Source organism: Acinetobacter sp. AS5 (genome assembly GCF_048957595.1).
In the GTDB taxonomy this organism is placed as follows: Bacteria; Pseudomonadota; Gammaproteobacteria; order Pseudomonadales; family Moraxellaceae; genus Acinetobacter.
Genome location: NZ_JARDAL010000004.1, coordinates 1 through 24,892, shown reverse-complemented (window position 1 = coordinate 24,892; position 24,892 = coordinate 1). Strand labels below are relative to the sequence as shown.

Below are 24,892 nucleotides of genomic sequence, written 5' to 3'. Positions count from 1 at the left end.
TATTTGACTCTTCTTAGGCAAAATGGGAAAGATCCATCTGATTCAGGCGATCCAGATCTTCTTGAGTATCCACACCCGGTGGCAAATTGGCTTCAGCCACGGCAATCGCAATACGGTGACCATTTTCCAATACCCGCAATTGCTCTAGGGATTCCAGTTTTTCCAGAACCCCCATCTCCCAGGTGACATATTCTTGAAGCAGTTTTACACGGTAAGCATATAAACCTAAATGACGATAGGCCTGATTATGCAGTTTTGCTTCAGCCAGTTTCGCGCCATCACGGTCATAAGGAATGGTAGCACGGCTAAAATACAGTGCCTGCTGCTGTTTTGACATTACGACTTTTACAATGCTGTCGCGTTTGAATTCATCCAGTTGATGGATCGGCTCACATAGCGTCGACATGGAAGATTCAGGCTGATCTTCCAAGAGTTGAGCAACCTGTTTTACCAGTTGCGCCGGCAGTAAAGGTTCATCCCCCTGTACATTGACAATGATGTCATCACTGGCCCAGCCTTTAGTTCGAGCCACTTCACTCAAGCGGTCTGTGCCTGAAGGATGATCCGCTGAGGTAATCACCACATCAATGCCTTCAGCACGGCAAACGGCTGCAATACGCTCATCATCAGTTGCCACACACAGATCGTCAAAACCTTGCACTTTTTTGGCTTGGTCCACTACCCGCAGAATCATGGGACGACCATGAATTTCCAGCAAAGGTTTACCCGGCAAACGTGAACTGGCGAAACGTGCAGGAATAACAATGTGTTTCATAATGAATGAGCCTTAAGAAATTTGAATACCGTATTGTTGTAACTGTTGCTGCAAGACTGTATAGCAGGCTGGCGATAGGACTGCATCGACTGGCACCACCCAGATATCCTGTTTAAAATCTGGATATTGTTTAAGTAGCGCCATAATTTTTATTGCGTCTTTTTCAGTGGTAATAATCGGATTGTTATCATCGAACTGTAAATCTTCAATGTCATAGTCATGATGGTCTGGAAACTCATGACACTGAAATTGTTCTATGCCTAAATTTTGCAAGGTCTGATAAAACCGCTGTGGAAAGCCAATGCCGACTACCGCATAAAAAGCCGCTTGAGGATTAAAGATTTTAGTGCCGTCCTGATTGAGCAAATAAGGCTGTGATGCAGCCAGATGCATATTCAGTTCAGAACCTGGATGGGCTGCATGCTCAATTACGGTTCCCGTTTTCAAACGGGTCACTGGTTCACGTAGATAACCTTCTGGAAGCAGTTTCTGATTACCCAGACCGCGATTATTATCCAGCACAATCCACTCAATCTGGCGGTTCAAGGCCCAGTGCTGTAATCCATCATCACAGATAATCAGATCCAGCTCATGTCTGTGCAGCAATAGCTCGATACTTTTCTGCCGGTTGGGGCCAACTGCCATCGGCACGCCTGTTGCCTGCACAATCAAGGCAGGCTCATCTCCGACAATCTCCGGCAAGGTATTAAAGTCGACATAGGCCGGAAATGGACCTTGGCCGCCATAGCCTCGACTGATCACGCCTACACGAACATTTTTCTCGGTTAAATAATCCACCAGATGAATCAGCAAAGGTGTTTTACCGCTACCACCGACCGTGATATTGCCAATCACCATAACGGGTATCGGCGCACTATAACTTTTTTTAATGCCTTTTTGATAAAGCCAGTGATTGCTGACAAAACCCAGGCGATACAACCATGACAAAGGACGCAGCACCACCAGCCACTTTGCCTGTGCATTCCAAGCATCCTGAATGATTTGTGCCAGTGCCATAAGTTACTGTTCCTCAAAGTTACGCTGATGCAACTGATAATAAGCACCATGTAGCGCAATCAGTTCTGCATGACTACCCTGTTCAACAATACGGCCCTGATCCATGACCACAATACGATCCGCATTTTCAATCGTCGATAGACGATGTGCAATTACGATGGTGGTACGGTCCTGCATGGCTTTATCAAAGGCACGCTGAATAAAGTATTCCGACTCGTTATCCAGCGCACTGGTTGCTTCATCCAGAATCAAGATAGAGGCATTTTTCAAAATTGCGCGTGCGATGGCGATGCGCTGACGCTGGCCACCAGACAGGTTTAAACCCTGGGCACCCAGCTGAGTATCATAACCTTGCGGCAATGCCATAATAAAATCATGTGCATAGGCTGCTTTTGCTGCCGCGATAATATCTTCATCGGAGGCACCTTCAAGCTGACCATAAGCAATATTTTCCCGCACAGTTCGGTTAAACAGTACTACTTGCTGGTTCACCATGGCAATTTGGGTTCGCAAGGCGGTAATTTCAAAATCTTCAATCGGTTTCTGATCCAGCAAGATCTGCCCAGAAGTTGCATCCTGATAACGCACCAGCAGATTCACCAGAGAACTTTTTCCTGCACCAGAACGTCCTACCAGCGCTACTGTTTCACCGGCCTTGACCTGCAAATTAAAGTCATGAATAGCATGATGGCCATCATCATAAATCAAGTTAACATCTTTAAACTCGATATCGCCTTTTAGGCTATCAGTCAACGTCCCGGTATTTTTTTCCTCAGGCATATCCAGCAATTCAAATACTGAATGTGCTGCGGCCATACCCCGTTGAATCTTTTCATTGATATCCGTCAAGGCTTTGATTGGTCTTGCCAGCATACCCGCCGCAGTAATATAAGCAACAAATTCACCGGCAGAGGTGTCACCCAAGATTTGTGGGCGCAAGGCAATAAACATCACGATACTCAGTGAAATGGACATGATCAACTGAACGACAGGACTATTCAACTGTTGCACAGCGACCATTTTCAAGCCACGACGCAAGTTTTCAAGCGAGTTCTGTTTAAAGCGTTCCTGCTCAGAACTTTGCCCGCCAAAACCCTTGACGATCAGGTTGGCATTCACCGTTTCCTGCACTACATGGTTCACATCACCCATGGTGTCTTGTACTTGTTGCGATAATTTACGCATCCGTCTTGCAGCTTTACTGATAATAAAACCTATGACGGGTGCAAAAATCAGGATACACATGGTCAGACGCCAGTTGGTATACAACAGGTAGCCTAATAATGCCAGGGTGATCAAACCTTGTTGCAACAAGGTTCTTAGGGCTTCAGTTGAAGCAGCGGTTAGCTGTTCAACGTTATACATGATTTTGGCAGTAATATGCCCGCTGGTATTGTCCAGATAATACTGGGAAGGTAAACGCAGCAATTTTGCAAAAACTTCCTGACGGATATTGAATACCAGATTCCGGGAAATTACCGCAGTAAAATATCCACCCATGAACAAACCCAAGCCCCGGAAGAACATGAGTATGACCACTAAAAACGGGAAAAGTGATGTGAAACTCTGGTCTTTATTTTGAATCGCCTCAATAATATATTCCAGTAATTTAGCGACAGAAACTTCCGTAGCCGCATTAATAGAAAAACCCAACAGGACAAGCAATGCAATGCCCCAAAACGGTTTTAAATAACTTAAAAGGCGAAGATAGACCTTAAAATCGTGCTTCACTAATAACCTCGGGTGGGTACTTTGGTACTGATATTAATATTTACAAATCCGAGCTGACCGGCCACGTCCATGACACGAATCACGTCCTGATGGCTGGCTTTTGCGTCAGCTGCAATGACAAACATTAAATCACGGCGTTCATTAGAAATCTGTTTAATTGCAGTATTTAAATCCGCGACTTCCTTACTGGCCAAGGATTGACCATTGACTGCGTAATGACCATTGGCATCCACAATCACTTCGACTTTTTGATCATAGCTTTTAGGCGGTACACCCTGCGCATCAGGCAAGGTCAGATTCATTCGGCTCATTTGGCTAAAAGTCGTCGATAACAGCAAAAAGACCAGAATAAACAGCAGACAATCAATCATCGGTGTCAGATTAATATGTACATCTTCCACCTGGTTGCGTTTGAATTTCATCATCCGCCTCCTAGCTGGCTTTTTGCATGTCTTGATCTATGTCTGCATGATTACGATAAAAAAGATCCGCATGAAACAAAGTCGCTTGCTGCTCAAGTTCAGCCACATATTCCTGAACAAGACGCTGAAAATAACGGTGCGCAAACAGTGCAGGAATTGCAATCAGCATACCGGCTGCCGTGGTAATTAAAGCCTTGGAAATACCGGGCATCATCAAGACCGGATCACTTCCAGTTCCCACATCGATCATCAGGAAAGACTCAATAATCCCAAGTACGGTCCCCAACAAACCGAGTAAAGGCGCAACTGCACTCAACGTGCCCAGAAAATTAATATTTTTTTCCAGATAACCGATTTCCTGTGACGCCACCACTTCCATCTGCGCGCGAGCATACTGCTCACCCTGCGGCTTACTAGTATAGCCCGCAGCCAATACCCGGCCCAAAGTGCTTTGCTTTAAGGCCGCACTTTGATTCATTTTTTGTATGACTTGTGCTGTATTTTGCGAAGGCCCCATCAACAGGATCGACGGAAGTACTACGTTCTTTTTCAGGCGGATCAGGCGCTCGATCGAAATCGCCAGCATAAAGATAGAACACAAGACCAGGGGCAGCATGAGCCAACCACCTGCTTTAACCAATTCCCACATCTAATTTATTCCCCAATAAAAAAAATATATAAATTATTCATCTTCTAAAATAGAAAGAATGCCATCAAGTTCTTCTAAAGAGTGATAGCTAATAACCAGTTTCCCTTTACCTTGCTTGTTATAGTCAATTTTAACATCTGCACTGAAACGCTCTGAAAGGCGCTGGGTCAATTGCTGAATATCTGGTGCTACCGCTTCTTTTACTTTTTCTTGTTTAGGTGTATTGAAATCACGGACTAACTGCTCGGTTTGACGCACAGACAGACTTTTTTCAATTACGATATCTGCAACTTTGAGCTGATCTTTAGCTTTTAAGGTTAAGATCGCACGTGCATGCCCCATATCCAGCAAACCTTGTTGCATAAAGTCTTTCACTTCTTCTGCCAGGCTAAGCAGGCGAAGTAGGTTACTCACTGTCGTACGCGCTTTACCCACGGTATCGGCAATTTCCTGATGGCTTAGGCCAAATTCTTCATGAAAACGCTGCAAGGCCATCGCCTGATCAATCGGATTCAGATCTTGACGCTGGATGTTTTCAATCAGCGCCAGTGCAATGGCAACCTGATCATTCAGATCCCGTACAATCGCAGGAATTTCGGTCAAACCCGCCAGCTGTGCAGCACGCCAGCGACGCTCACCTGCAATAATTTCATACGGATAGCGCTCATCGTCAACCGGACGAATCACGATGGGCTGCATGATGCCATGCTTTTCAATCGATGCTGCCAGTTCCTGCAAATCCTGCTCATTGATATAACGGCGCGGTTGATATTCACCACGCTTGAGCAAGTTCACATCAATCTGTTTTAGCTGACCATGATCAATGCCTTGGGCTTCCATCTGTAATTTTTCTTTTTGAATTGAGCCTAGCAAGGCATCCAAGCCACGACCTTTAGCGAGTCCACGTTTCTTGACGGTCATGCTTTACTTCCTTTTTTCACTTTGCTTTTCTTTAATACTTCAGCTGCCAGATTTAAGTAAGCAACTGCACCCTTTGAGCTTTTTTCAAAATAAATCACCGGCAAACCGTGTGCTGGCGCTTCAGCCAGACGAATATTTCGTGGAATTACGGTTTCATACAGTTTTTTACCGAAATATTGTTCTAATTCTTCAGAGACATCACGGGTTAAGGCATTACGTGCATCGTACATGGTGCGTAATACACCGACAATTTGCAGGTCCGGATTCAATGCTTGCTGAATCCGATCGATGGTTTGGGTTAAATCCGCCAGACCTTCCAGTGCATAATATTCACACTGCATTGGAATCAGCACACCATCCACGGCTGCCAAAGCATTGACAGTAATCAGGCTAAGACTCGGTGCACAATCAACAATAATATAATCAAATGAGGATTCAATTTCCTGCAATGCATCCCGTAAAATGAACTCGCGCCCTTCCTGCTCTGCAATCGCCAACTCAACCCCAGCCAGATCACGGTTTGCCCCAAGTACCTTGTAACCGACTTCCGCCTTAGATATCGCCGTTTCAATCGGCACTTCACCCAGCAACACATCGGTAACCGAATACAGCAGGTCATTCTTCTGAATGCCAGACCCCATGGTCGCATTACCTTGCGAATCCATATCGACCAGCAAAACACGTTTTTTTAACACAGCTAAAGATGCCGCCAAATTTACTGCGGTTGTGGTTTTACCTACACCACCTTTTTGGTTTGCAATCGCAATAATTTGTGCCATGTTGCCCCCAATCCCTTTAAAAATCTTAAATACGTTTTAATAGAAGTAAATGACGCTGTTCGTCTAAGCGCGGAACTTTAAGTTCAATAATCTCACAACTAAATTCATTTTTTAAAGTAGCAACTTCATCTTCAGGAATTAAGCCTTTCATTGAGGCAATAATCGTTTGTTCGTGCATATATGGCTTAGAAGCATCGACAAAGTCTGTTAATGATGCAAAGGCACGACTGGTAATCACATCAAATTGACCCAGCTCATTGATGCTGTCTTCGTTTTCTACACGCGTTTGCACGGCAATAACATTTTTAAGTTTTAAGTCAGCAATAAACTGCTTGAGGAAACGAATTTTTTTACCGTTAGAATCCAGTAATACACATTCACGCTCAGGCTGACATAAAGCAATGATCATGCCCGGCATACCGCCACCTGTACCGATATCCAGCAGTCTGCCTACAGGCAAGTCCTTTAAAATACTTAAACTGTCGAGCAGATGCTTGACCAGCATTTCTTTAGGATCACGGATTGCAGTCAAATTGTATGCTTTGTTCCACAACACCAAAGCATCCTGATACTTGAGTAATAAATTTAAAGCTTCATCAGATAGCTCTAAACCCAAAGCCTGGCTACCCTGCTTTAGTTCTTGAAAAAACATGTGCATAAACAATCTACGCTCGAAAAAGTTAGGTGGAAGTATACCGTTTTCTCTATATTGGCACAGTAGGCAGTGCTTAGCGAATATTCACTTAAGCAAACTTCCCTTCACGGATCGCCGTATCCAGTGCCGTTAAACGCTCCGGGGTTCCTACATCAACCCAAATACCTGCAAGTTTAGAAGCTGCAACCTGCTGATTCTGCATTGCTGCTTTTAGCAACGGAGCCAAAGGACGCTTGCCAGTTTCTAAGCCTTGGAACATCTTCGGATCAAGTACTGATACACCACTAAAAGTCAGGTTTTCACCTTCGACTTGCTGATCAAAAGTATAAGCTCTCCCTTCCGCAAGCGTGAAATCACCCTCTGGATGTTGTTCAGGGTTCTGCACAAGTACGAGATGCGCCAAATTATCCTTTAGATCAATATCCAGTAAAGGTGCAAAATCCATCGTGGTCCAGACATCACCATTTAATAAAATAAAAGGCTCATCACCGAGTAACGGCAAGGCATTGATAATGCCACCTGCTGTTTCCAGACCTTCACCTTCATGTGACCATAGGATGTTGATGCCAAATCGTGAACCATCACCCAAAGCTTCTGCGAGTTTCTCACCGAGCCAAGCCGTATTGATGACAATTTCAGTGACACCGATCGCAGCCAGTTTCTCTATATGCCAGACGATAAGCGGTTTGCCACCTACCTCAAGCAAAGGCTTGGGAGTATGCAAAGTTAATGGGCGCATACGATTGCCGAGTCCTGCGGCCAAAATCATCGCTTTCATTTACGCAGCCACCTCGTATGCACCGTATTTAGCTTCAAATGTAGGCATTACTCGTTCATGCATAAACTGCATAAATGGCTGTAATTCCGGATAAGGCTTAGATTCTTCTAACAAGTACCACATCACACGTGGTAAGTCTTTGAGATAACCTGATTTACCATCACGCTCAAACAGACGTACAAAAATACCTAAAATCTTGATATGGCGTTGAATTGCCATCATATCGGCATCTTTTTTAAACTGGACAAAGTCACGATCTTGTTTAGATGCTGCGGGCAACAAATCATAGAAAGTCTTGAACCAGCGATAAACACGATCGGCATTCCACTGTACATAGGCATCGCGGGTAATCGAGATCAGGTCATAAGTATCTGCACCAATCACGGCATCCTGAAAATCAATCACACCGAGTTCGGTTTCATTGTCGATTTTCATCAGGTTACGGCTATGAAAATCCCGATGTACAATCACCTGTGGCTGTGCCAATGCGGCATTGGCCAGAATCGCAAAAGTACGTTTGATCAAGGTGTTTTCTGATTCAGTCGGTTGAACCTTTAACGCTGGCAACATCCAGTCAGTCAGCAATTCCATTTCTGAGATCATTTTTTCATAAGAATATGCCGGGAAATGCCCTTCTCCAGCAATCGATTGCAGCTGAATGAGCTGCTTAAAGCTTTGCTCATAATAGGCATCTACAGTCTCGTCATTGAGCAGATTCGACAGCAGCACATCACCAAAGTCTTCAAGGAGTAAAAAGCCATTTTCCAGGTCTTTTGCCACGATATGCGGAACGCGCACGCCATGTGCATCAAAAAACTCATCTATCGTCACAAAAGGCACACAATCTTCTTTTTCTGGTGGTGCATCCATCAGCATAAATGTTTTATTATTCAGTTTGATTCGTGCATAACTACGGAAGCTGGCATCACCTGCTAAAAAATGAGTTTCAAATTGATCTGAACCGAGTACAGAGGCAATCCAAGATTGTATCAATTGTTCGCGTTGTGTATTCATTTGCAATTAATTCTAATACAGGCTGAGTTTTTAAAGTGCTAAGTGTAGCTACTTATCAACTTTTTCTCTATGATGCGACAATAATTAATTGCGATAAAAGCATGATTGGTTAATGAGACAAATGAAGCATCACTTTAAAATAAATCCTCTAGCGACTGCGATCTTAACCCTTTTATGTGGCAGCTCAGCCTCCGGCTATGCTGCATCAAATGTCTCGTCCGATGTAAACGCAGAACAACTCAAACAGCGCATTAATGAGACCTATCTAGGTGAAGCATTCTTCTCGCAATATTATGTCGATAAATCCTCTGCTGAAGCACAGCAACGTCAGGGACAATATTTAAGCTCTGCCTACTGTAAAGGTGCCTGGGTCACCCCGATTGCCCCAGATGCAGCAACCGTTGCGCCAGATCAGGCTACATCCACCATTACTGCAGATTATGGTCACTACAATCCAGCAGGCGACTCTTATTTAGAAGGCAATGTCATCATTGACCAGCAAGGTCGCCAGATTCGTGCCGAACGCGTAACCATTGATCAAACCCAGACTTATGCCAAGGCAGAGGGTCGAGTACAACTTGCGCAAGGTGGATTAATCTCGCAAAGTGATGATATCAACTATAATCTGAAAACCCAGCAAGGCGATCTAAATAACAGCTTCTATATCGCAGAACAGCAACATGCGCATGGTCGTGCTGAAAAGATCGCCAGAACCTCGACCGAGACGGTAGAACTGGAAAATGCGACCTATACCACCTGTCCACCTGAGCAAAAACCGACTTGGAAAATCCAGGCAGAAAAAATCAAGCTGAACCAGGAAACTGGACGTGGTGAAACCCGTAATACCAAACTCTATGTCAAAGATGTTCCGGTCTTGGCAGTTCCCTATTTTAACTTCCCGATTGATGACCGCCGCACTACTGGTATTCTAACCCCCACATTTGGCTTTACCAATGATGGTGGTCTGGAACTGGGTGTTCCGGTTTACCTGAATTTAGCACCGCAATATGATGCGACGATTACGCCGCGTTATATTGGCGATCGCGGTGCAATGCTGGATGGCGAGTTCCGTTATTTGACTGAGAATTATGGTGAAGGCCGTATTTGGGGAGGTTATTTACTTTCTGATGAAAGCTATAGCGATGAAGACCGTAAAAGCCTGCATTTCTTACATAACTGGCAGATCAATAATCAGCTCTCCACCAACCTTGAATATAACTACGCTTCAGACAAAGATTACTTCGCCGATCTGGATAACAACCCGAACTCTAAAACTGATCTGAACTTACGCCGTGCCTGGGAAGTCAATTACAAAAATGGTATTCCTGGCTTAAAGGCACAATTCAAAGTCGAAGATTTCCAAACCCTAGATCCAACCGTACTGGATGAAGACCGTCCTTATGCACGTTTGCCGCAGCTTTTAGTCAATTATAAAACTGGCAATCCATTGGGATTACAGCTTGAGTTTAATAACGATACGGCTTATTTCCAGAAAGACCTACGAAATTTCGCCGATACTGACCCAACGGGTGAGAAGGTATATCAACCAAGTGGTACACGAATCTATAACGACTTTTCCGTGCGTTATAACCATTATACCCCGTGGTCATTCTTCATTCCTCAGGCGACTGTACGCAACATCAATACTTTCTATGATGAAAAAACCCAAAGCCGTAGCGCGTCTAGTGAAAATAATTCAATTGTGGTACCACAATTCACGCTGGACACCGGTTTAATTTTCGAAAAAGAAGGTACGTATCTACAGACCTTAACGCCTCGTCTGTTCTACGCCTATTCACCATATGAAAACCAGCAGAATCAGCCGAACTTTGATTCAGTCGTTGCTTCGATTAATTATGATCAACTTTTCAGTGCGCGTCGCTTTTATGGTAATGACCGCCTGGAAGACAACAACTTCGCCTCCTTAGGTCTGAGCTATAGCCTATTTAATGAAGAAGGTCTGGAGCGTCTGCGTGCCAGCATTGGACAGAGCTTTTTCTTTGAAGATCGTCGTGTGACACTGGAAAATGACGCAGATGAATTTGACCGTGAAAGCCATACCGGCCCTGTTATTCAACTGACGAGTCAACTGTCAAATAATGTTCACGTTAATCTGAACTCAAGCTGGATGTCGAATGGATCGAATGCCCAACGCGATGTGCAGGTTTATTATACCGGTGATCAAGGCAATCTTTATAACTTAGGCTATTTCTATCGTAAAGATATTCCGAACCGTCAGGACAACTATGACCAGATCGTGGGTTCATTTATCCAGCCGATTGCCAACAACTGGCGTCTGGTTGGACATGCGCAATTTGACCTGGATAATAGTATCACACGGGAATATTTACTTGGCGTGAACTATGAGTCATGCTGTTGGGGAGTTTCTGTTTATGGTCGCTCATATTACAATGACTTAGATGACGTTAATGATGCAAACGTCAAAGCCAAACGCGCCATTATGGCCGAAGTCAGCCTGAAAGGCTTAGGTGGGTTAAGCAGCAAACTCACCTCATTACTAGAAAATCGTATTCTAGGTTTTAACAATATCAATCAAACTTGGACAGAACGTTAATGAAGACAAAACAGTTAAAACAAATTTTTAAAGCAACCGCACTTGCGCTATGCCTTTCTTCAGCGATGACGACTTTTGCTGTTGCCCAACCTAAAGATGAAGTTGTAGCTGTAGTCGACAATAGTGTTATTCTGCGTAGTGACCTGGCTCAAGGTGTAGCCGAAATCTCACATCAGCTGCAAAAACAGAAAAAGGCCGTTCCACCACAACAATATCTTGAGCAACAAGCCTTAGAGCAACTAATTATTCGTCAGGCACAGCTTGAACAAGTTAAACGTTATAATATTCGTCCAGATGAAAAATCTTTAAATGAAGCCGTCCTGAAAGTTGCCCGTGATTCTGGTTCACCGAGTCTGGAAGCTTTCCAGCAGAAACTGGATGCCATGGCGCCGAATACCTATGCTTCTTTACGTAACCGTATTGCTGAAGATCTGGCATTGAATCGTTTACGTCAACAAATCGTGACTTCACGCATTCAGATCACAGACCAAGATGTTAAAAACTTCCTAAATACCCCGCAAGGTCAGGCTTTGCTTGGCAGTCAGGTCCATGTACTGCATTTACGGGTAAGCGGTGAAAATGCTGAACAAGTTGCCACACAGGTAAAGCAAGAATTAATTAGCAGTAATGACATTCAGGCGATCAGCAAAAAGTACAGCACTGGTGGCATTAAAGTCGAAGCTGCTGATATGGGTGTGAGAAGCCTGTCAGAAATTCCGGCAGAACTGGCTGCACGCGTGACCACCCTGCAGCCGGGTCAGACGTCTGAACTGATTCCTGTGGCTGATGGTGTACATGTTCTAAAGCTCTTGGAACGTAAAGGTGGCGAGCAGAAAGCCCTTGTTCCGCAATACTTAACACGACACATTCTGATTCAACCGTCTGAAGTGGTAAGTCCTGAAAATGCCAAGCAGATGATTGACAGTCTGTATAACCGCCTGAAACAAGGTGAAGATTTTACTGTTTTAGCTTCAACTTTCTCTAATGATACTGGCTCGGCTCGTGATGGCGGAAGTCTTGGTTGGGTTAGCCCAGGTGTGATGGTGCCTGAATTTGAACAGCAAATGAAAAGCACCCCAGTAGGTCAGTTCAGTAAACCGTTTCAATCCCAGTTTGGCTGGCATATTCTGCAAGTGAGTGAAACACGTCAACAAGATATGACACAAGAATATCAAGAACGTATGGCCCGTCAATTACTGGGTGAACGTCAATTTGATGCCGAATTAGACAGCTGGTTACGTGAAACGCGCAATAATGCTTATGTAGAAATCAAAGATCCGCAACTGGATCCTAAACGTAACCGTTAAGCCTTACCAGAATCTTAAAAAGCCAACGACATCTCGTTGGCTTTTTTATTTAAACAGCTTAAAACGTACAGATATAAAAAAACCTCTCATTGAGAGGTTTTTTAATTTTCAAACTCAATTAACGATTGTTTTCATCGTCTGAAGAGTCTTCAAATTTAGTATCGTTGTCAAAACCAGCACCTTGACCACCAAAGCCAGCACCTTGACCACTGAAGCCGCCTTGACCACCAAAACCGGCACCTTGACCACCGAAGCCGCCTTGACCGCCGAAGCCACCGCTTTGACCGCCAAAGCCACCTTGACCGCCGAAGCCACCTTGACCGCCGAAGCCACCTTGACCACCGAAGCCGCCAGCACCTTGACCGCCACCAAAGCCACCTGCAGCACCTTGACCACCGAAGCCCGCACCTTGTGGACCAGCAGGCGCGCCAGCAGGACGTGGATTACGTGCAGGTACTACAGTTGAAATTGCATGCTTATAAACCATTTGGCTTACTGTATTTTTTAATAAAACCACGTATTGGTCAAAAGATTCGATATGACCTTGTAATTTAATACCGTTTACCAGGAAGATAGATACTGGGATACGTTCCTTACGGAGAGAATTCAAGAATGGATCTTGTAAAGTTTGACCTTTAGACATGTTATAACTCCAAAAAAAATTAAAAATCAGCGCAAAAACTATCTCTATTTTTCAATTAAAAATTATAAAAAAGATAGTCCCTAAATTTTGCTTTATCCGTGACAGTTTCGCAAGTCTTCTTGAGCTTGCTGTAGCGTAAAATATGTTGTAAATTTATGCTTTTCTTGCAAAGACCTTAACCACGTATATTGACGTTTTGCAAGTTGTCGTGTCGCAAATAAAGCTTTATCCTCCATTTCCAGTTGCTTTTCCTTGGTTTTATCAGCATTTTTTAAGAATTCTATAGCCTGACGATAACCCACTGAACGCATGGAAGGTAAATTTTCATTAAAATCGTATTTTTCAATTAAATTTACAACTTCATTTAAAAAACCGCTTTTCCACATAATTTCCAGACGTTGTTCAATACGCCCATGTAATTCTAACCGATCTGGCATCAGCGCATAATTATGGAAACTGTAACGATATGGTAAGTTTTTAGGTTGTTCTGCCTGTAGTTTTGTAATCGGCTCACCAGTCAATTTAAAAACTTCCAAGGCACGAATAATGCGCTGCTTGTCGCTGACCTTGAATTTTTCACCGGCAATCGGATCAACTGCACATAATTCTGCATAAACAGCCTCCCAGCCTTCCTGCTCACCCTGGGCTTCGATCTCAGCCCGGATAGCATAGTCTGCACTTGGTAGGTTATCTGACAAGCCTTCAAGCAAGGCCTTAAAATACAGCATGGTTCCACCGACTAGAATCGGGGTTTTACCGCGCATATGAATATCATCAATCAGACGGCAAGCATCTTCGACAAAGTTGGCTGCAGAATACACTTCAAGTGGACTGATAATATCAATCAGATGATGCGGATAGCGCGCCAGCTCCTCTTTAGAGGGCTTGGCTGTACCAATGTCCATTTCCCGATAAACCAGCGCAGAATCGACCGAAATCAGCTCAAATTTCCCTTGCTCATACAGTTCACATGCCAAAGCGGTTTTACCACTTGCAGTTGGCCCCATTAAATTGATGACCGGCAATTGATTGGACATGTAAAACTACTCTCCTCGAGCAAAAAGTTTATCTAGTTGAGCCAATGGAAAGGCGCGCCAAGTCGGACGGCCATGATTACATTGACTGGCAAATTCGGTTTGCTCCATCTGACGCAGCAAGGCATTCATCTCAGACAAGCTTAAAATACGATGTGCACGCACTGCACCATGACAGGCCATGCCTGCCAGAATCTGGTCACGCTTCTGCAATAGGCTTTGTGCTTGATCACCCGGATCTAAATCATTCAATAATTCAGGAATCAGGGCCTCAAAATCAGCCTTGTGTAGAATAGCCGGTACACCACGTACGATGACTTGCTCATCACCATACTGGTCAATTTCCAGACCCAAACGCGCCAACTGCTCTTTCAACTCTTCGACACGCATGGCCTGCATCCGGCTAATATTTACGACCTTTGGAATCAGCAACTGCTGTGACGTCCAGAATTCAGGTTTATCCCAGGCCGATTTCATTTGCTGCAAAACGATACGTTCATGCGCCGCATGCATATCGACAATAATCAGACCTTCGGTATTTTGCGCCAGAATATAGATGCCATGTAACTGGGCAATTGCAATACCCAAGGGATGTTCATCCACTTTGGTGTTTACATGTGTCTGAAAAGACTGCTCAGGGCTGAATGCTTCGGTTTCCAAACTTTCTCTCAGTGGAGCCAGATAACTTTTCAGGGCATTATTTAGCTGCTGCGAACCTGCATAGGATGTACTGTAGTCTCGGGCATAATTCACAGCTTGTGGATGTGAAGATTCAAAATCGGTCAGTACATCCGAAGCTTCGTTTTCATCTGCAGTAGATGTCGTTCTAGCTACCTGTTGCTGCGAATGCGCAGCCTGATGCAGGCTAAACTGCTCCTGATAGCGTGGTTGTGGCGCCACAAAATTAGGCTGTTGATCCTGTTTCATCGCCTCGGCCAGATCCGCAGTCGCAGTCTGGAATTGTGCCAGCGTTTCCTTGGCATAATGCCGCACAAACTCATGTACTTCACGTTGATTCAGGAAGCGAATTTCATGCTTGGTCGGATGAACGTTCACATCAAGATTTTCCGGATCAACTTCCAAAAACAGTAAATAAGCCGCATGCTGATGGCCATGCAAGATACCATCATAGGCCATACGCAAGGCATGGGAAATCGTTTTGTCTTTGACAATCCGGCCATTTACATAGACATACTGCAAATCAGCCTGCGCACGTGCATCTGAAGGATGGCCAAGCCAACCAGACAACCGCATGTTGATACTGTCTGCATCGATCCAGTAGGCATTTTCAGTAAACTGGCGGCCAAGCAATTGCTGTACACGTTGAAAACGTAAAGCGCCACTATCCGCTACAGGTAAATTCAGTTTGATGCTTTCATTATGTTCCAGCACAAAACGGATATCAAAATGCGTCAGTGCCATACGGCGCACAATTTCTTCGATATGACCAAATTCAGTGCCCGGTTTTTTCAGGAATTTACGCCGTGCAGGCACATTAAAAAACAAATCCTGAACCCGGATATGCATCCCTTTTGAGGCCGCAACAGCCTGAATTTCCTGATGATCAAAAGCCGTGCCATTGACTTCGACCTGATAACCGATGCCCTCGTCACTTTGACTGCTGATCATGGTCAGGCGTGAAACTGCTGCTATCGACGCCAGTGCTTCGCCACGAAAGCCCAGACTGCTAATCGCATACAGCTCATCAGCACTCTGGATTTTGCTGGTGGCATGACGCATCACGGCCAGCGGTAAATCCTCATGATGAATTCCGCGTCCATTGTCGATGATTTCAATTAAAGTACTGCCGCCCTGTTCGACCCGAATGATCAGCTCTGTCGCCCCCGCATCAATCGAGTTTTCCAGTAACTCCTTGACCACAGAAGCCGGACGTTCAATCACCTCACCTGCGGCAATCTGGTTGGCAAGTGCAGGATCAAGGGCACGAATACGGCGCAGACTTAAATCATTCGACATGTGAAAATTGACGCTCCAGAGCCTCTCGTAAAGCAAGATTCGATGAAATCAGGCTTGCAGTACGGGTAAGTTCATCTTCAGATTTTAAAATTTCAATAATCAGGTCAGCTTGCGGAATTTCATCACCACCTTTAGATGGCCATTCAAATAAAAATAGCGCATTCGGTGTTTCCAGGTAATCCCGGATGCCCATCAGTTCCAGTTCATACGGATCATTCAGACGATACAAGTCAAAATGAAAAATATCCTGACCATTAATTTGATAGGGTTCGACCAGTGTATAAGTTGGACTTTTCACTGAACCTTTATGACCCAGCTGTTGCAAATAATAACGTGTTAACGTCGTTTTTCCTGCCCCTAGGTCACCAATCAGATACACGACCCCCGCAGGGAAATTCTCCGCCAGAACCTTGGCTAGTTTTTGGGTATCGTCTTCATGATTTAAAGTGACATTAAATGAATAAGGCATATTACTCACGACATGATGCAAAAGAATAAATATGATAGCATCGCCACGCTTTAAAAGCCTATTCACCCGTGTGAGAAACTGTATTTTTTCACAGCATCTGTTCCTTAAGAGGTTAATCTGCCTGCCATGCAACCAACTGTTGAATTTAACCCGACCATGCTCAATGGGGTCAGTGCCAGTAAAGTATTTTTGCCAGCCAGTCCGGATGCGTCCCTGACAGTTTTTGCTTATTTATGCACACAATTCGCGCATATCACAGCAGATGAATGGCAGTCCCGTTTCAACGAAGGTCTGGTCTATGATGCTCAGGGCAATCAATTAACCACAGAAAGTCCATTTCAGCCCAATAGCCACTGTTTTTATTACCGCTTTTTGGCACATGAAGTGCATGTGCCTTTTCAACATCAGATTTTATTTGAAAATGAGCATTTCATGGTGGTCGATAAACCGCATTTTTTGACCATGAATCCGACCGGACAATATGTGCAGGAAACGCTATTGGTTCGTCTTAAAAAACAAACTAGTAATGAACATTTAACGCCTATTCACCGACTGGACCGTGAAACGGCAGGTGTGGTCCTAATTTCCAAATGCGTGGAATCGCGTGGCCTATATCAGCAGATGTTTGCTACACGTCAAGTGCAGAAGACTTATCATGCGATTGCAGCTTATCAACCTGATTTAAAATTTCCATTGATCACGCGATTAAGAATGGAAAAGGGACAGCCTTTTTATATCATGCACGTGCTAGACGGAACGCCAAATAGCGAGACAGCGATTGACCTGCTGGAACACAACACAGAATGGGCCAAATACGAGTTGAAACCGCATACTGGCAAGCAGCATCAATTACGGGTGCACTTGAATCATCTGGGTATTCCGATCCGTCATGATCCCTTTTATCCACAGGTAGCACACAAGGCGGAAGATGATTTTTCTGCCCCTTTAAGTTTATTGGCCAAACATATTCAATTCATCGATCCGATCACGCAGAAAAGCATGAATTTCAGCTCGCAACTTGAATTGACACTGTAAATCGCTTGTCATTACAGATTATTTTCTAAAATCGGTCGCTTTAAGATTGAATTTCAAACGTAATTGATTAGAATAAAGGCGAAAAGTTAAGTAATTTAAAGCTTTAAAAATATTATGAGAAAAACTGAAGTTTATCAAATTCGCTTGGACTCGCAAGAGAAGAAACAAGCCTTTGCAGTATTTAAGCAATTGGGGATTACGCCAGCTCAGGCCGTGCGTCTTTTTTTCAAGCAAGTGGTGATTACCAAATCGATCCCCTTCTCGATTGAAAACCAGAATATCAACCTAGAACAACTGATTCGCCTGCGCAAGCTAAAACAAAATGAAGCGAAAACCGAGCAAAATGCGCTTTCCAGTTCTGCCCTGAATCTGCTGGATGATCAGGATATCCAGTTGGATGATGATCATCTTGATTTATTTGAAGAACTGAATGCCATTTTGGGTGAAAGCGACAAAATTTAACATTGTTGCATTTCCGAACAATTTCTAAAGCCTGCCACTCATAAACTTCGCTATGCTTGATGCTGATAATCAATAAAAAATTAGCATGGAGTATGCAATGCTTGTACGACGCGCCCAGTCAGCAGACCTGAATCAGCTGGCGGTATTATTTGATGAATATCGACAGTTTTATGGTACGTCTTCCAACCCTGAACTCTCTTACCAATTTTTAAAACAGCGTTTTGAAGATGGGCAGACTGTCATTTTCATTAATACCAAAGATGATACTTTTACCGGCTTTATTATCCTGTATCTGGGTTTTTCTTCAGTGGCCTGCTCGACCTATTATATTCTGGATGATGTCTATATCACGCCGGTTTTTCGGCGTCAGGGCGCAGCCAAACAACTGATTGATACCGCGATTTTATTTGCCAAACATGAACAGGCCTTAAGAATTACCTTGGAAACCCAAAAAAATAATTATCAATCGCATAAATTGTACGAATCTATGGGATTTATCAAGGATGATGAATTTCAGACCTATCACTGTTTCCTGAAATAAACACCAGTCTTTTTAATCATATTTCAAGCGAATAAAAAATTTATTATTCTGAGCGGAATTTGGCCTGCGCCACCTGTTCTGCATTTAAATACAGCCATTCCCCTTCAACCAGTTCAAGTAAGGCCAAAGCACCAATCTGTGCACGATGTAGCTGTTCAACTTTATTACCTACTGCAGCCAGCATACGCTTCACCTGATGATAGACGCCTTGATGAATGGTCATTTGCAGACGATTTTCAGCCAATCGTGTCACTTCGGTAGCTGAAAAAATGCCTTTTTCATTTCTTAATTCAACACCTTGTTCTAGTTGCTGAATCTGTTCATCCGTGACGGCATCCGCAGTTTGCATCTGATAAACTTTGGCGACATGCTTTTTCGGATGGGTGAGCGCTTGCAGAAACTGTCCATCATCGGTCAGCAATAATAGTCCGGTGGTATCCTGATCCAGACGGCCTACACACTGAATCCCCCGATTCAGCAAAATGTCATCAAACAGGTCAAATACACTAAAATGATGCGTCGCCTGATGCGAACACTCGTAGCCTTGTGGTTTGTTTAAGGCGATATACACTTTTTCCCGATAGGTATGACTTTTACCATAAACCTCGAAATTTAAATGATTTAAATCCAGGTTATATTTAGGATTGTCAACCACTTCATCTTGAATTGAAACAGCACCATTTTTAATCAGTTGCTGACAATGCTTGCGGGAGCCGAAACCTTGTGACTGCAACATTTTTTCCAATAGCATCTGTTTATACCTGTATCGAGTGAAGACCTGTGCATTCTATCCTGAAACAGTCATGAATTTGGTTTCTTCCGCTGTTTTCTAGGTATCATGCGTTGAAAAGCTCTACAATAGCTTTATTTTTCATTCTTTCTCTCCCGCTTATGTCGCAACTTGATCTGAATCTGATTGTTCTTTTGGTTTTACTGGCTTGCGGTATTTTCAGTCACAATAGCGCCGTCACCATTGCTGCAGCGGTGTTAATCGTTTTGAAAATCACGCCTCTCAGCAGTTTATTGCCTTATGTACAGGCGCATGGTTTAAATATCGGCATTATTATTCTGACCATTGGTGTTCTGACACCGATTGCCAGTGGCAAAATTTCAGGAGAAAGTATTCTCAAATCTTTCCTGAGCTGGAAGTCTTTGCTGGCAATCGCGATTGGGGTTTTTGTTGCTTGGCTGGGCGGACGTGGAGTGAAGCTGATGTCAAATCAGCCAGATGTGGTGGCCGGACTGTTATTAGGCACAGTGGCTGGTGTAGCAGTATTACGCGGTGTTCCAGTCGGTCCTTTAATTGCGGCTGGGATTTTATCGTTATTGATTAGTACACAATAAATGTACAAATCATCAGCGCGTATTCCCAGTATGCAATAATTTCTCAAAAATACATCACATGACCGGAAATATGCAGACCACCCGTTGATTATCTTGCGCTAAGCTCTAAAGCAATGCTTCAGGCTTGCTCAGAAGATACTATCAGATCAACGGAATACTTTATTAATTCAATCTTTTGAAACCAAGTCAAAGGAAAGTTATGATCTTTGAAGCTCTGACCTGATAAAAATTTGAAATTCAATAAATGACACACCCCAGTCTAATCTTTCAAAGCATAGACCAAACTTTCTATCGTCTGACCATTTTCCAAATATACTTTAACCGGGATACGTTGATATTCATCGCCTTCAAATGCATCCAGCTCATTCCAATATTGGGGAAGATTCTCGGATATGAATACATAACCCGGAACAATCTCTCCCGAATCACTGAGCTGAATACCCGGGCTACCCAGTTCAGCACCCCAACCACGCTGCTGCAAATACCCACGAATATAACCAGCTTTCCAGCTTCCTCCAATCCGTTCCATAACGGGGGCATTGGGTTGCTGGGGACGAAGCGTGCCGTATACGAATAAACTGTGCATCTTAAGAACTCTTAAACATCATTTTGATGATTATTCTACAAATAGTAGAGCCAGACGCACCTGGTCATAAGCCATTTTAGGCGTGGTCAATTCCACAATCGGACGCAGCTTAATTGAACCGTCATCATTAAAATGTTCCAAGTTTTGACGCTTGGTTAGGCGTTTATAAATCTTGCGCACCTGTTCCACCACTTCCTCACCCGGATGTGCCAGCGAGATATCCAGCCCCTGCTCTTTATGCAAACGCCCCAAATGATTGATGATGGTTGCCGGGGTCAAACCACGTTCAGTCGCGATATCGGCAATTTCATAACCTTCTTCAAACAGTTCACGCGTTTCGTCTAGCGTTGCAGCGGCATAGCTTTGCTTACCCCCATTCTTGGAAATTTTCTTCTCATTGCGCTGGATTTCAACTTCATTCAAAGTCCCGCCACAATGTCGGATAAAGGCCTTATGCTGTGCCGTCAAATCGACATTTTCAAAATTCGCTTCGGCTTCATCAGAAAGTTCTTGAAAACGGCGATCGGCTTTAATTGCCAGACTATCGAGTTCCAAAGCCTGCTCATTAAAACCTTTTAATCGTAGGCCATTTAAGCTTTTCAAACGGGACAACGCGACATAGCCCTGTCCTTTTTCAAAAGTATGGCTCAGGTCAATCTCGGCAGCTTCCAGGGTCATGCCTTGTGATTTATGAATGGTAATCGCCCAGGCCAGACGCAATGGAATCTGCTGGAAACTGGCAATGGTTTTACCGGCCTCATTGTCTACCGACCAGGTTTCAGGCTCAACCACCAATGTAGTGCCATCGGTCAGTTTGACTTTAGGCAGCACACCATATTCATCATCTTCTTCAAAACTGATCACTTCGCCCAAACTGCCGTTGATATAACCCATATCAAAGTTGTTTTTCACAAACATGACTTTGGCATGTTTTTTCAGGGTTAAGGCTTCAGGCGCTCGCACTGACGATTTTAAAGTCTCGATCAGCTTTTCATTGCCATCACACTGCGCATCAAACTGGCGCGGATCATTGTCAATTTCATTCAGATGTTTAAAGTTAATACTGTCCACATCCATATTATGCGTATACAGGCGCGTATAGGTATCACCAATTTCTTGATGTCGCGTGGCCTGTAAAGCAGTGCGGTGTTCATGGCTAATCGCCTGCGCACGGATCGCATTCAGAATGTCATTCAAATAATCATTGCCCTGACGATGCTGCTCAGTTAGGTAGCAAACGCGAAACTTGGCTTCGACCCAGGCATCCGACATAAAGCAGAATTTGTCGCGGTTGCGCTCATCATTTTTACCGACTGGCGGTAACTGGAAAAAGTCCCCTGCTACAATCACCTGAATACCACCGAAAGCTTCATCACTTTCTTTGAAATATTTCAATACCTGATTGACCAGATTCAGCTGCTTGGCATGCAGCATTGAAATTTCGTCAATAATCAGGACTTGCGCATTTTCCAGATGTTCTTTTAAGTATTTGCGCTCTTTCATCCGCTTTAAGTCTTCTTCAGACAAAAAGTCTTTAATGCCAATGCCTGCCCAGGTATGAATAGTCATACCATTCATGTGTGTGGCTGCAATACCGGTCGATGCGGTAATCGCGACGGCGACCTTACGTGCCTTTAAATAATTAATATATTGATTCAGCGTATAGGTTTTTCCTGCACCGGCAGAACCGGTTAAAAAGACATTTTCTCCTGCTTTGAGTAACTTAAGGGCAGTTTCCTGTTTCATAAGAGCAATACCGTAAAAGAACGGCTATAGCCTAACGATTTTTAGCGGAAAAGTTAAGCATCATGGAGGAAAACAAGCTGTATTGAACTGTCAGGCTTGCAAGTTGAGCCAGTTAATAAAATGCATGGCGATATTGCTGTATTCAGCTTCTGCTTTCTGATTGTTCGGATATTCCAGCTGATCAAAGATCACCTGTCCATTGACCAATTGACACCCCAAGATCAAGGGTAGGCGCACAGCAGGATGAGACATACGAAAGGCCACATACTGCCTTTCCACAATTTGCTGAGCATAGCTTGCCGCCAGACAGTTCCTGAAAATTTTAGATTCCTCTAAAATCCGATCCAAAGTTTTAAGCTCTTCAAAACGCCAGTTGAAATACAGTAAAAATGAAACCTGAGTGATTGGCGTCCAGTTCACCAGTGCAAACTGTTTTTTCAGCTTGGCGATCATTTCCTGCTTTTGAATCTGATCATGCCAGACGACCGCCTGATTAAACAAACTGGTCCAGCTCAGATTTTTCGGTATTTCTGTATGGCTGGAAAAATACTCTACCAGATAGTCACGCACATAACTGTCAAAGAGCGACTCCCGTACATGCCCGCTTTGCAAATAAAATAGCTGCCTGAACTCAGTAAAAGGAATTCGATAGCGGTGCAGAACATTATAGAAATCACGGTTCTGCTGGCTTTGAGGCTGAATATACACCAGAACCTCATCGGGTAAATGCGCCGTAATTTTATATAAATGCTGCATATAAGCCTGCATCATCCGGCTCAAGTTCAGATAAACCTTTTTAGTCAGCTGATCATCCATTTTAACCACATTGCGCAGCAGCTCCATCCATTCGTCCAGATACAGAATTGAAGGGCTAATCGCAATCCGCTGATCCTCAATCGATTGGCGTGTGCCTTTTAATACCACCGCCTGATTATACTGATGCTGAAACCAGTCATGCTGGATTGCATATTCATGCATGCTATGAATAAACAGTCGCGCCGAGACATATTGAAAATATTGCAAAGTCGCCAAAATAATCTGGGGATGAATATGATGGCTGTCTACAAAACTTAAGGCAGTTACTGCAACGCGTACACTGCTATGCTGGATATTATTACTGATCCAGTCCAGTACCTCGGCCGGTTGCTTGAAGATCCAGTTCACGGCACGATGACAATCAAATAGTGGCAATCGGGCTACTTTTTTCTGCCATAAATACGGATGATTTTCCAGGAAATTCCGTTTGGATAATAAATCATCCCGATGCCGCACGTCCCGGTTCATCAATCGGACAAAACCGAGCAAATTACTTTGCTCCTCAGCATGCCGATATAGCAAACAGATATCATCAGTATGATCATTCAATTCATGCAGATTAAAGCGCTCTTCAAAAGACAGCGACATAATCCGGAACAGTGCCGGAGGCAAAAACTGTGCGGCGCTAAAACAGAACTCATCCAGACTGTCCATCAATGACTGGATCGACAGGAATTCATCCTGCTGTAGACACTCCAAAGAAAAAGCCTGTTGCAAGCTTTCAAGAATCTGCTGTGGAATCTCTTGTTCATCCTGAATAAAGTTTTGCATGACAGGTGCTGTATACAACCCGGCCTTGATCAGCTGCTGGTCGATAATCTCAGCTTGAACAATCGACATTTGCTGCAAAAATTCGGACACCCGTTCCAGGCCATTAACCCACGCATAAACCTGAGCCAGGATAAGCTGACGTAACTGTTTGGCTTTGTCGCGTAAATACAGCGAATGCTGTGGTTTTAAATCGCCAGTCAGGAAATAGATATCCTGTAAAAAGAATTCCTCCAGGGCTTCTGCCTTACATTGCTGAAAATAAAAATGACTGTCAACCAAAGCAGGTGCAGCTCCAGAGTCTAGTGCATAGGGAGTATGAAACTGGATATAAAACAGACCATCCAGCAATTCAATCCGGCACTGATCCTGCTGAATTTTTATTAAATTTTGTGCATTCAAATGACCAATCATCGCCATCTGATCAAGATAAAGTTGGTTCAGCTCTGGAGAAATCCGTAAACACTGTTGTGCCAATAACCTTAAAGATGCTACCAAGCTTTCCTGTTCCATACGTACACCTCGGTCATCTTAGAATCATCTTATTTTTATATTGGATCATGCTGAGTCCTTGATCGCCAATCAATGAACACTTAAAAATACATTATGGCATCACTTGCACAATAAAACAGCACTGTAGGATGACTTCTAAATATAGCGCATCTCAATATGTCATAACTTGGATTTACAACGAGGATTCGTTTGCCTGCTGATCTTGCTGACGCTGCACAGTGAGCGCTGCCAAACCCGTATAAATATGCTGTTGCAAGCTATAGTCAAACTACTTTATTATTCATACAAGATTCGAAAAAAACTCGAAATAACTCATCGACTGAGTCGATCAACCA

Annotated in this window: 24 protein-coding genes; 6 read left to right on the top strand and 18 right to left on the bottom strand. The window is 43.8% G+C overall.

Going from position 1 to position 24,892, the window contains the following annotated elements:
* Positions 1-13 precede the first annotated feature (13 nt).
* From kdsB to PV763_RS02505, 10 genes are all read right to left on the bottom strand, one after another.
* On the bottom strand, positions 14-775 hold the full coding sequence (gene kdsB, locus PV763_RS02550; RefSeq protein WP_314136439.1) for a 3-deoxy-manno-octulosonate cytidylyltransferase: 762 nt from the start codon (positions 773-775) through the stop codon (positions 14-16).
* A 12-nt stretch (positions 776-787) separates the two neighbouring features.
* Positions 788-1,792 carry a tetraacyldisaccharide 4'-kinase gene (lpxK, locus tag PV763_RS02545; protein ID WP_253111992.1) on the bottom strand — a complete coding sequence of 335 codons (1,005 nt, stop codon included), beginning with the start codon at positions 1,790-1,792 and terminating at the stop codon, positions 788-790.
* A 3-nt stretch (positions 1,793-1,795) separates the two neighbouring features.
* The gene (gene msbA / locus PV763_RS02540; RefSeq protein WP_216986163.1) at positions 1,796-3,523 is read right to left on the bottom strand and encodes a lipid A export permease/ATP-binding protein MsbA; all 1,728 of its coding nucleotides are present in this window, start codon (positions 3,521-3,523) and stop codon (positions 1,796-1,798) included.
* Complete coding sequence (locus PV763_RS02535) at positions 3,523-3,945, bottom strand: ExbD/TolR family protein (RefSeq protein WP_004278885.1); 423 nt, start codon at positions 3,943-3,945, stop codon at positions 3,523-3,525. The genes msbA and PV763_RS02535 overlap by 1 nt, the downstream gene beginning before the upstream one ends.
* Positions 3,946-3,955: 10 nt before the next feature.
* Positions 3,956-4,594, bottom strand: coding sequence for a MotA/TolQ/ExbB proton channel family protein (locus PV763_RS02530; protein WP_314136444.1), 639 nt, complete (start codon positions 4,592-4,594; stop codon positions 3,956-3,958).
* Positions 4,595-4,627: 33 nt separating this feature from the next.
* Complete coding sequence (locus PV763_RS02525) at positions 4,628-5,515, bottom strand: ParB/RepB/Spo0J family partition protein (protein WP_191112507.1); 888 nt, start codon at positions 5,513-5,515, stop codon at positions 4,628-4,630.
* Entirely contained in the window at positions 5,512-6,294 is a 783-nt protein-coding gene (locus tag PV763_RS02520) for a ParA family protein (RefSeq protein WP_004278889.1), read from the bottom strand. Before PV763_RS02520 ends, PV763_RS02525 begins: the two co-directional genes overlap by 4 nt.
* Positions 6,295-6,319: 25 nt before the next feature.
* Entirely contained in the window at positions 6,320-6,952 is a 633-nt protein-coding gene (gene rsmG / locus PV763_RS02515; RefSeq protein WP_004278890.1) for a 16S rRNA (guanine(527)-N(7))-methyltransferase RsmG, read from the bottom strand.
* Between the two features lie 85 nt (positions 6,953-7,037).
* Positions 7,038-7,727: an N-acetylmuramate alpha-1-phosphate uridylyltransferase MurU gene (gene murU, locus PV763_RS02510; protein WP_314136447.1), complete on the bottom strand. Its 690-nt coding sequence runs from the start codon at positions 7,725-7,727 to the stop codon at positions 7,038-7,040.
* Positions 7,728-8,741, bottom strand: coding sequence for a phosphotransferase (locus PV763_RS02505; protein ID WP_314136449.1), 1,014 nt, complete (start codon positions 8,739-8,741; stop codon positions 7,728-7,730). It abuts the gene before it with no gap.
* Between the two features lie 121 nt (positions 8,742-8,862).
* Here PV763_RS02505 and PV763_RS02500 point away from each other — a divergent pair, with 121 nt between their 5' ends.
* Entirely contained in the window at positions 8,863-11,316 is a 2,454-nt protein-coding gene (locus PV763_RS02500; protein ID WP_314136452.1) for an LPS assembly protein LptD, read from the top strand.
* A complete protein-coding gene (locus tag PV763_RS02495; protein ID WP_314136455.1) occupies positions 11,316-12,623 on the top strand; it encodes a peptidylprolyl isomerase in 1,308 nt (435 codons plus the stop codon). Before PV763_RS02500 ends, PV763_RS02495 begins: the two co-directional genes overlap by 1 nt.
* 118 nt (positions 12,624-12,741) lie before the next feature.
* Here PV763_RS02495 and hfq read toward each other — a convergent pair whose 3' ends face one another.
* The 4 genes from hfq to tsaE form a co-directional block, all read right to left on the bottom strand.
* Positions 12,742-13,266 (bottom strand): RNA chaperone Hfq, encoded by a 525-nt coding sequence (hfq, locus tag PV763_RS02490; protein ID WP_213687419.1) that lies wholly within the window; start codon positions 13,264-13,266, stop codon positions 12,742-12,744.
* A 92-nt stretch (positions 13,267-13,358) separates the two neighbouring features.
* Positions 13,359-14,303, bottom strand: a complete 945-nt coding sequence (gene miaA / locus PV763_RS02485) for a tRNA (adenosine(37)-N6)-dimethylallyltransferase MiaA (protein WP_314136458.1) — start codon at positions 14,301-14,303, stop codon at positions 13,359-13,361.
* Positions 14,304-14,309: 6 nt separating this feature from the next.
* Positions 14,310-16,277, bottom strand: a complete 1,968-nt coding sequence (gene mutL / locus PV763_RS02480) for a DNA mismatch repair endonuclease MutL (protein WP_314136461.1) — start codon at positions 16,275-16,277, stop codon at positions 14,310-14,312.
* On the bottom strand, positions 16,267-16,746 hold the full coding sequence (gene tsaE / locus PV763_RS02475) for a tRNA (adenosine(37)-N6)-threonylcarbamoyltransferase complex ATPase subunit type 1 TsaE (RefSeq protein WP_004645485.1): 480 nt from the start codon (positions 16,744-16,746) through the stop codon (positions 16,267-16,269). Before tsaE ends, mutL begins: the two co-directional genes overlap by 11 nt.
* Positions 16,747-16,872: 126 nt before the next feature.
* Here tsaE and PV763_RS02470 point away from each other — a divergent pair, with 126 nt between their 5' ends.
* From PV763_RS02470 to PV763_RS02460, 3 genes are all read left to right on the top strand, one after another.
* On the top strand, positions 16,873-17,781 hold the full coding sequence (locus PV763_RS02470; protein ID WP_314136463.1) for a pseudouridine synthase: 909 nt from the start codon (positions 16,873-16,875) through the stop codon (positions 17,779-17,781).
* 114 nt (positions 17,782-17,895) lie between these two features.
* Entirely contained in the window at positions 17,896-18,243 is a 348-nt protein-coding gene (locus PV763_RS02465) for a type II toxin-antitoxin system RelB/DinJ family antitoxin (protein ID WP_114542513.1), read from the top strand.
* Between the two features lie 97 nt (positions 18,244-18,340).
* A complete protein-coding gene (locus tag PV763_RS02460; protein ID WP_004278907.1) occupies positions 18,341-18,784 on the top strand; it encodes a GNAT family N-acetyltransferase in 444 nt (147 codons plus the stop codon).
* A gap of 43 nt (positions 18,785-18,827) precedes the next feature.
* On the opposite strand, the gene PV763_RS02455 is transcribed toward PV763_RS02460, so the two are convergent.
* Positions 18,828-19,535 carry a pseudouridine synthase gene (locus tag PV763_RS02455; RefSeq protein WP_085064975.1) on the bottom strand — a complete coding sequence of 236 codons (708 nt, stop codon included), beginning with the start codon at positions 19,533-19,535 and terminating at the stop codon, positions 18,828-18,830.
* A gap of 140 nt (positions 19,536-19,675) precedes the next feature.
* Here PV763_RS02455 and PV763_RS02450 point away from each other — a divergent pair, with 140 nt between their 5' ends.
* The gene (locus PV763_RS02450) at positions 19,676-20,128 is read left to right on the top strand and encodes a DUF441 domain-containing protein (protein ID WP_004645490.1); all 453 of its coding nucleotides are present in this window, start codon (positions 19,676-19,678) and stop codon (positions 20,126-20,128) included.
* A gap of 259 nt (positions 20,129-20,387) precedes the next feature.
* On the opposite strand, the gene PV763_RS02445 is transcribed toward PV763_RS02450, so the two are convergent.
* The 3 genes from PV763_RS02445 to PV763_RS02435 all read right to left on the bottom strand — a co-directional run bounded on the left by PV763_RS02445 (position 20,388) and on the right by PV763_RS02435 (position 24,557).
* Positions 20,388-20,714, bottom strand: coding sequence for a gamma-glutamylcyclotransferase family protein (locus tag PV763_RS02445; RefSeq protein WP_314136466.1), 327 nt, complete (start codon positions 20,712-20,714; stop codon positions 20,388-20,390).
* 30 nt (positions 20,715-20,744) lie between these two features.
* Positions 20,745-22,460 (bottom strand): AAA family ATPase, encoded by a 1,716-nt coding sequence (locus PV763_RS02440; protein ID WP_314136468.1) that lies wholly within the window; start codon positions 22,458-22,460, stop codon positions 20,745-20,747.
* A gap of 90 nt (positions 22,461-22,550) precedes the next feature.
* Entirely contained in the window at positions 22,551-24,557 is a 2,007-nt protein-coding gene (locus PV763_RS02435; protein WP_314136471.1) for a hypothetical protein, read from the bottom strand.
* Positions 24,558-24,892 lie beyond the last annotated feature (335 nt).

What these genes read in the sequence shown, in the direction of transcription:
- hfq (WP_213687419.1), bottom strand. Translation starts at nt 13,266, where the DNA reads ATGTCTAAAGGTCAAACTTTACAAGATCCATTCTTGAATTCTCTCCGT.
- rsmG (WP_004278890.1), bottom strand. Translation starts at nt 6,952, where the DNA reads ATGCACATGTTTTTTCAAGAACTAAAGCAGGGTAGCCAGGCTTTGGGT.
- PV763_RS02530 (WP_314136444.1), bottom strand. Translation starts at nt 4,594, where the DNA reads ATGTGGGAATTGGTTAAAGCAGGTGGTTGGCTCATGCTGCCCCTGGTC.
- miaA (WP_314136458.1), bottom strand. Translation starts at nt 14,303, where the DNA reads ATGTCCAATCAATTGCCGGTCATCAATTTAATGGGGCCAACTGCAAGT.
- PV763_RS02445 (WP_314136466.1), bottom strand. Translation starts at nt 20,714, where the DNA reads ATGCACAGTTTATTCGTATACGGCACGCTTCGTCCCCAGCAACCCAAT.
- PV763_RS02440 (WP_314136468.1), bottom strand. Translation starts at nt 22,460, where the DNA reads ATGAAACAGGAAACTGCCCTTAAGTTACTCAAAGCAGGAGAAAATGTC.
- PV763_RS02500 (WP_314136452.1), top strand. Translation starts at nt 8,863, where the DNA reads ATGAAGCATCACTTTAAAATAAATCCTCTAGCGACTGCGATCTTAACC.
- murU (WP_314136447.1), bottom strand. Translation starts at nt 7,727, where the DNA reads ATGAAAGCGATGATTTTGGCCGCAGGACTCGGCAATCGTATGCGCCCA.
- PV763_RS02465 (WP_114542513.1), top strand. Translation starts at nt 17,896, where the DNA reads ATGAGAAAAACTGAAGTTTATCAAATTCGCTTGGACTCGCAAGAGAAG.
- PV763_RS02535 (WP_004278885.1), bottom strand. Translation starts at nt 3,945, where the DNA reads ATGAAATTCAAACGCAACCAGGTGGAAGATGTACATATTAATCTGACA.
- PV763_RS02525 (WP_191112507.1), bottom strand. Translation starts at nt 5,515, where the DNA reads ATGACCGTCAAGAAACGTGGACTCGCTAAAGGTCGTGGCTTGGATGCC.
- PV763_RS02495 (WP_314136455.1), top strand. Translation starts at nt 11,316, where the DNA reads ATGAAGACAAAACAGTTAAAACAAATTTTTAAAGCAACCGCACTTGCG.
- lpxK (WP_253111992.1), bottom strand. Translation starts at nt 1,792, where the DNA reads ATGGCACTGGCACAAATCATTCAGGATGCTTGGAATGCACAGGCAAAG.
- PV763_RS02455 (WP_085064975.1), bottom strand. Translation starts at nt 19,535, where the DNA reads ATGCTATTGGAAAAAATGTTGCAGTCACAAGGTTTCGGCTCCCGCAAG.
- PV763_RS02470 (WP_314136463.1), top strand. Translation starts at nt 16,873, where the DNA reads ATGCAACCAACTGTTGAATTTAACCCGACCATGCTCAATGGGGTCAGT.
- PV763_RS02520 (WP_004278889.1), bottom strand. Translation starts at nt 6,294, where the DNA reads ATGGCACAAATTATTGCGATTGCAAACCAAAAAGGTGGTGTAGGTAAA.
- PV763_RS02460 (WP_004278907.1), top strand. Translation starts at nt 18,341, where the DNA reads ATGCTTGTACGACGCGCCCAGTCAGCAGACCTGAATCAGCTGGCGGTA.
- PV763_RS02505 (WP_314136449.1), bottom strand. Translation starts at nt 8,741, where the DNA reads ATGAATACACAACGCGAACAATTGATACAATCTTGGATTGCCTCTGTA.
- PV763_RS02450 (WP_004645490.1), top strand. Translation starts at nt 19,676, where the DNA reads ATGTCGCAACTTGATCTGAATCTGATTGTTCTTTTGGTTTTACTGGCT.
- tsaE (WP_004645485.1), bottom strand. Translation starts at nt 16,746, where the DNA reads ATGCCTTATTCATTTAATGTCACTTTAAATCATGAAGACGATACCCAA.
- kdsB (WP_314136439.1), bottom strand. Translation starts at nt 775, where the DNA reads ATGAAACACATTGTTATTCCTGCACGTTTCGCCAGTTCACGTTTGCCG.
- PV763_RS02435 (WP_314136471.1), bottom strand. Translation starts at nt 24,557, where the DNA reads ATGGAACAGGAAAGCTTGGTAGCATCTTTAAGGTTATTGGCACAACAG.
- mutL (WP_314136461.1), bottom strand. Translation starts at nt 16,277, where the DNA reads ATGTCGAATGATTTAAGTCTGCGCCGTATTCGTGCCCTTGATCCTGCA.